This window comes from Burkholderia sp. 3C, assembly GCF_054589155.1.
On record NZ_BAAILN010000096.1, the window covers coordinates 31,095 to 40,646 of the forward strand.

The 9,552-nt window shown below is 69.0% G+C and carries 6 protein-coding genes; 1 reads left to right on the top strand and 5 read right to left on the bottom strand.

Annotated elements, in window-relative coordinates; all coding sequences use genetic code 11:
* The 5 genes from ACYP33_RS19820 to ACYP33_RS19840 form a co-directional block, all read right to left on the bottom strand.
* Positions 1-173: YXWGXW repeat-containing protein (locus tag ACYP33_RS19820; protein ID WP_459623659.1), on the bottom strand; the 173-nt coding region annotated here is incomplete at its 3' end.
* Between the two features lie 79 nt (positions 174-252).
* On the bottom strand, positions 253-1,404 hold the full coding sequence (locus tag ACYP33_RS19825) for a DUF1501 domain-containing protein (RefSeq protein WP_459623499.1): 1,152 nt from the start codon (positions 1,402-1,404) through the stop codon (positions 253-255).
* 2 nt (positions 1,405-1,406) lie between these two features.
* The gene (locus ACYP33_RS19830; protein WP_459623501.1) at positions 1,407-2,894 is read right to left on the bottom strand and encodes a DUF1800 domain-containing protein; all 1,488 of its coding nucleotides are present in this window, start codon (positions 2,892-2,894) and stop codon (positions 1,407-1,409) included.
* A gap of 327 nt (positions 2,895-3,221) precedes the next feature.
* Positions 3,222-3,551 carry an H-NS histone family protein gene (locus ACYP33_RS19835; RefSeq protein WP_414440273.1) on the bottom strand — a complete coding sequence of 110 codons (330 nt, stop codon included), beginning with the start codon at positions 3,549-3,551 and terminating at the stop codon, positions 3,222-3,224.
* Between the two features lie 270 nt (positions 3,552-3,821).
* Entirely contained in the window at positions 3,822-6,704 is a 2,883-nt protein-coding gene (locus ACYP33_RS19840; RefSeq protein ID WP_459623502.1) for a GH92 family glycosyl hydrolase, read from the bottom strand.
* 470 nt (positions 6,705-7,174) lie between these two features.
* Here ACYP33_RS19840 and ACYP33_RS19845 point away from each other — a divergent pair, with 470 nt between their 5' ends.
* Positions 7,175-9,505 (top strand): ATP-binding protein, encoded by a 2,331-nt coding sequence (locus ACYP33_RS19845; RefSeq protein ID WP_459623504.1) that lies wholly within the window; start codon positions 7,175-7,177, stop codon positions 9,503-9,505.
* Positions 9,506-9,552: the final 47 nt, after the last annotated feature.

The following is a 9,552-nucleotide window of genomic DNA, read 5'->3' on the forward strand; positions in this document are numbered from 1 at the left end:
TCCCAACGGTAATGCCCCTTCACCCAGTGATAGCCCGGCGCGGGTGCCACCGGCACCACCTCGACCACCGGAGCGGGGCGCGGCGGCCGCGCCGGGGCGACCACGCAGGCGGAAAGCAGCGCCGCGCAGGCGCAGGCGGCCAGGGCGGCGCGCGATGTCGATCGGTTGTTCATGTGTTGTCCTCCCAAGGACTGTTATCGATGTCGTGGTGAAAATGCCGGCGTTCCGGCCGGCGCGGCGGCGGGTTGTGCGTCAGGCGCGCACGAGGCCCGTCATCGGTTGTCGCGACGCGGCGTGGTCGAACAGCGTCGCGCCGGTGCGTTGCGGATCGAGCCGCAGCGTTTCGGCCGCCGCGCCCGCGATCAGCGCGTCGAGCGAGGCGGTGGGCTTGAGGTCGCGCCCTTCGTACAGATCGGCGCTGCGCAGGCCGGGCCAATCGGCGATCACGCGCCCGCCCTGCACGGCGCCGCCCAGCAGCATCGCGACCGAGCCCTGGCCGTGATCGGTGCCGCCCGTGCCGTTGGCGGCGGCGGTGCGGCCGAACTCGGTGGCGACCACCACGGTGGTGTCGTTCCACACCGGCCCGAGGCCGTCGCGCAGCGAGGCCAGCATCGCGTCCAGGCCCTTCAGCACGTTCGACAGTCGCGCGTTCTGCGCGCTGTGCGTGTCCCATCCGCCGGTTTCGATCATCGCGATGCGCGGGCCGTCGTCGCGCGCGAGGAAGCTCGCGGCCAGCTTGCCGACGCTGGCCGGGTCCTGCCGCGCGCCGGCGTCGTGAGCCAGGCCGCGCGCTTCCATCGCCGAGGCCCACAGCGGCCCGAGTTGCGCGTCGCGTTCGTAGAGCGCCGAGACGCGTGTGAGCAGATCGTCGGGCGCGCCGGGCAGGCCCGACGGCGCGTACGAGGTCACGCGCGCCGCGCCGCGCAGCGCCGCCGGCACGGTGGGCGCGAGCGCGATGGCGTTCTCGCGCGTGGCCGGCAGCATCGCCACGAGGCGGTTGAGCCAGCCGTCCTTGACCTGATACGGCGCGAGGCCGCCCGTCTCCAGCACGTTCTGGCCGTCGAAATGCGAGCGGTCGCGATAGGGCGAGGCGATCGCGTGCACGAACAGCGCCTGGCCGTCCTGATACATGCGCGCGGTTTGCGCGAGCGACGGATGCAGCGCGAAGGTGCCGTTCAGATGCGTCGATCTGGACGGATCGACCGCCAGTTCGCCGCGCAGCCGCGCGTAATCGGGATCGGCGTACGGCGACAGGATCGTGAGGCCGTCGGCGGCGCCACGCTGGATCACGAACACGAAACGGCGCTCGGTGGCCACGCTGGCGAACGCGATGTGCGGCGCGACCAGCAGGGCGCCGGCGCTGGCGGCGAGGGTGCCGAGGAATCGGCGACGTGAACCGGGCATGGTTATCTCCGCTGGAAATCGGGCGAGACGAGCAGCAGCGCGAGCGCGGTGGTGGTGCTTTCGGCGCGCGATACCGCGGTGGAGGTGGCGTCGCCGAGCGTGCCGGCGAACAGGGTCGTGCCGAGCGCGCGCGGATCGACGCGGTCGCCGGTGCGCGCCGCGAGCCGCTGCGCGACCTCGACGCGCCGCACCAGCGCGTCGGGCGCCGCCCAACTGGCGGCGATGTCGTCGTAGCCGGCCGGCGAGCCGGGCCGCCAGACGGGCTGGCCCAGTTGCGTCAGCAACGGTGCGGCCTTCAGGTTGCCGAGCGAGCTCCAGCCGAGCCCGCGCAGCGACGAGACGGTCCAGTCCCACGGCGTCTTGAACTTGGCATGCGTGCTCGACCACGCCTCGGGCGATTCGACCAGCGTGCGATAGACGGTCGGCAGATCGCCGTCGCTCTGCTCGAAGGCGCGCGCGATGCGCTCGGTCAGCGCCGGCGGCGGATCGTCGGCCACGAAGTGGCGCGCCAACTGGAACGCGAGATGGCGGCCGGTGGCCGGCGCGCGGGCGAGATCCTGCAGCACGGCGCGCGCCTGGGCTTCGCCATCCTGATCGTAGCGGCGCCCTAGAACGGTGCGCACGCCCGGCTCGTGCAGCGCGGGGCGGAACACGAATGCGCCGGGCGGCGCGTCGTTCGGCTGCGGGCCGCGAACGCCGGCCACGCTCCAGCCGGTCAGCGCGCGGGCGAATTCGGTCACGTCGGCCTGGGTGTAGCCGCTGCGTGCGCCGAGCGTGTGCAGCTCCATGATCTCGCGCGCGAGGTTTTCATTGAGGCCGCGCTTGCGGGCCGGGTCGCGCGCCTCGGCGCGCAGGGCGGCGCGGCTGTCGGGGCCGACCGAGCGCGTCTGGTCGAGGAACAACTGCATGGCCGGGTGCTGCTCGGCGGCCACCAGCATGTCCTCGAAGCGGCCCAGCACGTGCGGGCGGATCGCCTCCAGCTCGAACGCGCCGGCCAGCCCGGCCACCTGGCCCTTGTCCACCGACACCGCGAAATGGTTGGCCCAGAAGTGCACGAGCCGCTCGACGAACGGCGCGGGCGTGACCAATGCGCTTTCGACGCGCGCATCGACGGCGTCGCGATAGACGCCGACGCTCTCCTTGCGGATCGCCTGGTTGACGGCCTGCCGCGCGGCCTGCGCGGGATTGGCCGGTGCCGATGCGGCGGCCGAGGGCGTGGACGCCGGTGCCGGCAGGGGCGCGGGCATCGGCTGCGAGGCCTGCGTTTGCCCGGCTTCGGTGCGCAAGTTGCGTCGTTCGTCGCCGAACCGCGTGGCCAGCGCCACCGCGCCGGGCTGGTCGGCCCACGCCGCCGGGCGCGGCTCGTAGCGCGCGAACTGATCGAGCAGCCAGGCTTTCGGGTCGGGCGGCGCGGTGTCGTCGGCGCGGGCGCCGAGGCCGAAGCGGTTCAGCGCGATCGCGGCCGCCTGGGCGCGGGACGGAACGTTCATACGGAGTCCTGCCGGCGTGGAAGATAAGCGTTACACGGCGCAGGCGCGGGAATCCGTCGCGTGAGGCGAAAAAATTTCGGGGAAGCGGAGTTGGGAAGAGCGGGGGGCGGGCGGAACAGGCGGGGGAAGCGGGTGACGCGGTAGAGGTGGGGTAAGCAGGAGAAGCAGAAGAAGCCGAAGAAGCGAGAACAGGCGGGGGACGCGTCGGAAGCCGGAGAAGCGAAACAGCCGGAGAGCGTGAAAGAAAGCCGAAAAAAGTGCGAAATCGCGCCGCCAGGTTCAACCGCAAACTCCCGGCGCACAAGGCGTGCGCCGGACCGCGAAACCTTATTCCTCGCCCGGCCACCACGGCTTCGGGGCGCGATCGATCAGGTAATCGTCCGGTTCCTTGCCCTGCAGCCACTTCGGGCGCGGGCCGCGGCCGGACCAGGATTGGCCCGAGGACGGATCGTAGTATTTCGCGGGGGTGGCCTTGCGCGGCTTGAGCGTCTGGCGGAAGCCGGCCGCGCGCAGCAGCTCGTCTTCGGTAATGCCGAATTCCTGCACTTGATCCTGCAGCGTCGCGAGCAGGGCGCGTTTGCCGTCCGCCTTCGCGTCCGCGATCTGGCGGTCGAGTTCGCGCAGTTGTTCTTCGAGAACGTTGAGGTTATTGCTCATTGTGGGTGGGCGGGGCGATAGGTGGGCGGCAAGTGTCGATAGGGCGCCATATTACTAGGCTCTGACCACAATTTCACGAATACCTGCCATCGACATTGATTATTCGACGCATTTAATGACAGCCGATTACCGGGCGCAAGCCATTTATGACGATCGGGACGCACAGGCACGCCGGCCGCCCCAAAAGCAACGCGCCGCACAGCCGGAACGGCACTGCGCGGCGCGTGAGTCGAAACGCGACCGGGTCAGGCTGCAACCCCGGTCGAATGGTCAGGAGGCGATACCCAACCCGAACACGTGCATCTTGCCGGCGCTGACCTGGCGCGGCAGCGTGAGGCTCGACACGATCTTGCCGGCGGGCACGGGAATCGTCTGCGCGAAGATGTAGGTCTTCACGCCGTCCTTCTGGCCGTCGCCGCCGTTGCGGTAGGCCATCGTCACGGCGATCGCCGAGGCCGGGCTGGCGCCGCCGCCGTTCAGCGTCCAGTCGTCGAACGCCAGCGTGACCGCCTGGCTGGTGCCGTCGGCGAAGTTCAACTGCGCCACGCCCGTGCTCGGCCCGTTATTGGCCGAACCGAGCACCACCACGCCCTTGCCGCCCGGCACCGGCGTCAGCATCACGGTCTGGCCGACGGTGACGGCGTTGTCGAGCGTGAGCGGCCCGCCGCCGATCGTCACGTTCGCGCCCGCCACCGGGAACGGCTTGCCCGGCTGCACCCCGGCCGCCGCCAGCGCGCTCAGCGAGTAGCTGAACAGGCTGCCGTCGAAATCCGCGCCCTGGCCGTCGGTGTTGCTGGCGCCGTCGGCGCTGAAGCCGCGATTGTTGAAGCTGTCGGCCGCATCGAGCGCCACCGGCACGCCGAACGACGGCGGCGGCACGTTGGTGCCCCACTGGGTCGGCGCATCGCCCATCGCGAAGCGCAGGGTCGCGCCGTTCGCCAGCTCGTCGTAGGCGATCCACGGGCTGTGCTGGGCACGGCCGTCGATCGACAGCGACTGCACGTAGCTCGACGCCGGCGCGCCCGACGCGCGAATCCGCAGGCTGCGGCCGTTGCCGAGCCGCACGTCGATCTGCGGGAACTGCGGGCTGCCGATCGCCAGGCCCGCCACGCCCGGGATCTCCGGATACAGGCCGAGCGCGCCCCACACGTACCAGCCGGACACGGCGCCGAGGTCGTCGTTGCCGGGCAGGCCGTCGGGGCCGGTGCCGAAGGCGGTGCTCATGATCTGCTGCACCGTGCGCTGCGTGCCCGAGGGCGAGCCGGCCCAGTTGTAGAGCCAGGGCACCTCGAACGTCGGCTCGTTGCCCATGTAGAAGTTCGGCAGGCTGAGGCCGGCGTTGAGCACCGTGAAGAAGGTGTCGAGCCGCGAGGTCACGGCGGTGTTGCCGCCGAGCTGCGCGAACAGGCCGGCCGGGTTGTACGGCACCATCCACGTGTACTGCTCGGCATTGCCTTCCACGTAGTTGTCGCCGCTGCTCGGTGTTTCGGCGATCCACGCGCCGTTCGACTGGCGCGCGGCGATCAGCGGCGGCGTGAGCGAGGTGTTCAGCAGGTTCTGCCAGTACGCCGAGCGGCCCAGCAGCATGCGCTGCGTGGCGGTGTCGCCCATCGCGGCGGCGAAACGCGAGATCGCGAAATCGCTGCTGGTGTATTCGAGCGTGGACGACGCCTGCCCCCATTCGCCGCTGGTGATGTAGCCCGTTTGCAGATAGCTCGCGCGGCCGCCGTTGGTGGTGGCGCCGTTGCAGGCCGTGCCGGGGATGTTGGCCATCTTCACCATGTGCTGCAGCGCCGATTGCGTGTCGAAGCGGCGCGCGCCGAATGCGTAGGCGTTCGACACGATCAGCGAGCCGGCGTCGCCCGGCATCACGCCGTCCTCGACGTTGTCGTTGACCCAGTGCGGAATCGCGCCGCACTGATCCGCGTCGTTCACGAGCGACTGGATCATGTCGCTGGTGTCGGACGGGTTCAGGATCGCCTTCAACTGGATCAGCGAGCGGTAGATGTCCCAGCCCGAGAACGACGAGTATTGCGCGCCCTGCCCCTTCGCGACCTGGTGCACCTGGCTGTCGAAGCCGATGTATTGGCCGTTGGCGTCGCTGAAGATGCTCGGCGCCCACAGCGCGTGATACAGCGCGGTGTAGAACTTGGTCTTCGCGTCGGCCGTGCCGCCCGCCACGCGGATCGCGTTCAGCGCGTCGTTCCAGGTGGCGTCGGCCTGGGTGCGCACGCCGTCGAAATCCCAGCCGCGGTTTTCCGCGTCGAGGTTCGCCCGGGCGTTCGCCACGCTGACGTACGAGATGCCGATCTTCATCTTGACCGTCTTGCCCGAGGCGAACGCGAGATGCGCCACGCCCTGCGAGACGGACGTGCCCGACACGAACGGCCGGTCGAACATCGCGTAGAAGTACACCGGCACCGCCACCGAGTTGCCGCAGAAGCCGCCGCCGGTGGTGCTGCCCGAGATCACGCTGTCGGATACCTGCGTGATCGCGCCGGCCGTGGCGGTGCGCGTGTTGGTGCGGGTGGCGTCGAGCACCAGCAGCGCCGGCTTGCCGGACGGGTAGGAGAACTGACCGAAGCCGGTGCGCAGCGTGGCCGTCAGTTCGACCTTGATCTGCGAATCGAGCAGCACCGAGTAGTAGCCGGGCTTGGCGATTTCATTCGCATGACTGAAGGTCGGCACCAGTTGGGTGGCGTCGGTGGTCGGCATGACGGGGAATTCGCCGTCGTTGCCGCCGCAGCCCGCGCCGGGCATGTGGGTGACGCTGAAGCCCTGGATCGAGTTGATGTCGTAGTAGTAGCCGGCCGGCGAGCCCGGCTCCTTGCTGTTGTTCGGCGCGGGCGTGGTGTTGGTGTCCGGCGCCCATTGCACCATGCCCGACGGCAGGCCGGCGGCCGGCACCACGCTGCCGGCCTGGCCGGCCGGAACCGGGTTCGGCGAATTGCTCGCGAGCGTGCCGATCAGCGGATCGACATACTGCGTCAACGACAGCGCGCGGCCGTCGTCGAGATTGACCGTATCGGCGGCGTTGGCCGAAGGCCGCGCCGCCAGCACCGACGTGGCCCCTGAGCCGCCGTCGTCACCCCCACACCCGCTCAACGCGCACGCCACGGCCAAGGTGGCGGCGAGCGTCGTGAATCGATTCATGATCGTCTCTCTCCGTTCTTCTCTGCTTCTTGCGTGTTCGGCGACTCGTGCGAACGAACCGCCGGCTCGTCGTGAATCTTTTGCTTCATTTTCTTTCCGAATCTTTGCAGCGGTAACAAGACTAGGAGTCGCGATCCGGCGTCGTCAATCGAATAAACACATCTGTAATATTTTTCTTGGATTTACTAAACGATGCGCAACGTGACGCAACGAAACGCTGTTGTGTTCAATGTTTTCGTGCGGGATGTCGGGGGCTGCGGATGCGGTGCCGGGGTGTGCGCGCGAGCGCCTGGGCGAGGCCAGGCCGGCGCGGCTTTGTCGTCGTGCGAAAGGTAACTGTCAGTAATGATGGGAGATGGAAAGGGATAGACTGTCGCACCTCCATCAAATGCTCGCGCGACGCGAAAGCCGTCGTGCATGCCGGAAGCGCACCTGTTTTCGCGGCATGCCGGCATCGGAACGACAACACCATGTCCGGGATCTTCCGCTCGAAGTTTGGCTCACTGCGCCGGGGTGCGGCCCGCTCGTCCATCTGGCTGCAACTGGCCGGCACCGCCCTGCTCGCGGTGCTCGGTTGCGCCCCGGCCGTCGAGGAACTGATGGCGCCGCTCGACCGGCGTTACTGGCACCTCGCGTTCTCGGGTTCCGATCACGGGCCGCGGGACAAGGTCGCCGTGATCATGATCGACAAGAAGACGTTCGCCGAATTGGGCGATATCCGGCGTTACGTGCGCGCCGATTTCGCCGGCGTGCTCGAGCGCGTGGCCGGAGCATCGAGCGTCGTGCTCGACATGATGATGATTTCGCCGACCCGTGACGACGCCGGACTCGCGGCCGTGATCGCGCGGCGCGGCGATGTGGTGCTGCCGGCGCACGTGACGCTGCTCGATGGCCGTGCCGATACGGTGATGCTGCCGTCGAAACCGCTGCGCGAAGCGGCCGCGGCGATTGGCCAGCGTCGTGTCACGGTGAGCAGCAACCAACTGGTGCAGGGCATCGTGCCGTTCATCCCGTACCGCGCCGGTGAAGCGTTCGCCCATGTCAGCCTGCAGGCGATCCGCGTGGCGCAGGCGCGGCATCCCGGCCTGGCCGCGCCTGCGCGAACCGGCGACCGGATCGCGCAGGCGGAGCGTGACGGTGCGGAGTCGGTGCTGCTGTTCCTGCCGCCGCGTTTCGATCTCGACCGCTATTCGTTCGTGGATGTCCTGAAAGGCCGCGTGCCGGACGCGGCGTGGCGCAACCGGATCGTGTTCATCGGCGACGGGATGTCCGATCTGGCCGGCGTGTTCTATCTCTCGCCGGGCAGCGCGGAGAAACTGCGGCGCGCGGAAGTCGATGCGCTCGCAACCGAAGCGCTGCTCGACGGGCACCTGATACGACGCATGCCGCCGGCGCTGCGGGGCTTGGCCGGCCTGGCCGTTGCAACCGGCGTGTTGCTGATCTGCCTGTTCGTGCCGGGATGGCGCATGTATGGATTCGTGCTGGCGTGGCTGGCCCTGTTCGTCGCCGGGGCGGTGGTGGCGCTGGTGTATGGCGCGTGCTGGGCGCCGGTCGGGCCGCCGCTGGCCGTGTGCGTGACGATCTTCTCGATATGCGGCTGGCGGCGGGCGGACTGGCTGCGAGCCGCGTTGATGCGTGAATACCGCGGCTTGCGCGGGCTGGCGCACCGGCACGCGGTGACGGGTCTGGCGCAAACGGCGGCCGCCGACGAGCCGGCGCCGGGCGCCTACCGCCACGACAGCGACGTTGCGAAGGCGATGTCGCGCATCCGAGCGTGGCAGTCGACCTACGTCGATGTGATTCATACGCTGCCGTATCCGGTCTTCGTCGAGCAGGACGGCGCACTGCGGATGTGCAATGCGTGCGGGCACGCGATGCTCGGCACCCTCGATGCGGACCGCGACACGGCCGCCCGGCGGGTGCTGGACATCGCGCGTGACACGATCCTGGCGGCGCGGGACACCGGCCGGATTCATTCGGTTGAACTGACGATGAATGCGCGCATCCACATGATGATGGTGACGCCGTTCGGCGGCGGCGATCCTCGGCGTTCGACGGGCAGCATGATCTGCCTCGTCGATATTCACACCATCAAGGCGGCGGTTGAAAGTGACCGCCTCACGCTGCGCCATATGGCGCACGATCTGCGCAATCCGCTGTCGACGGTGCTGTCGCTGCTCGAACAGCGCGGGGTCGCCGACGCCGCGCCGACCCCGGAGTTCCTGGCGGATCTGCACAAGCTGGTCGATTACAGCCTGCGCGTGGCCGAGGATTTCACGCAGCTCTCGCGTGCCGAACATCTCGACAAGGGGGCCTATGTGCCGGTGTCGGTCGGCGACTGGGTGATGGAGGCCGTCGATCAGGTCTGGCATGCGGCGAACGCGAAGCAGATTCGCCTGGAATGGCCGGATGAGGCAGACGGCGAAGTTTTCGTGCTCGGCAATCGCAACATGCTGCTGCGGGCGCTGATCAACCTGCTCGATAACGCGATCAAATATTCGGAGGCGGGGACCACCATCGACGTCTGGATCGACGCAGGCGATGGCAGGGTGTCGATCGTGGTGGTGGACGCGGGTTGCGGCATTCCCGAAGCGGCGATGCCGCGCCTGTTCGAACCGTTCTTTCAGGTGGGCGGGGCGGAGCGCGACGCGAGTCGGGGCGTCGGGCTCGGGCTGCCGTTTGTCAAGGCCGTGATGGAGCGTCATGGCGGATCGATCGAGGTGGCCTCGGTGCCGGGGCGCGGCAGCCGCTTTACCGTGTGCTTGCCGGTTGCCGGGGCGGAGGGCCGCGAGCCCGGTTGAGTCGTTGCGGATGCAACGAAAAAGCCCCCGCGCTAGGCGGGGGCGGA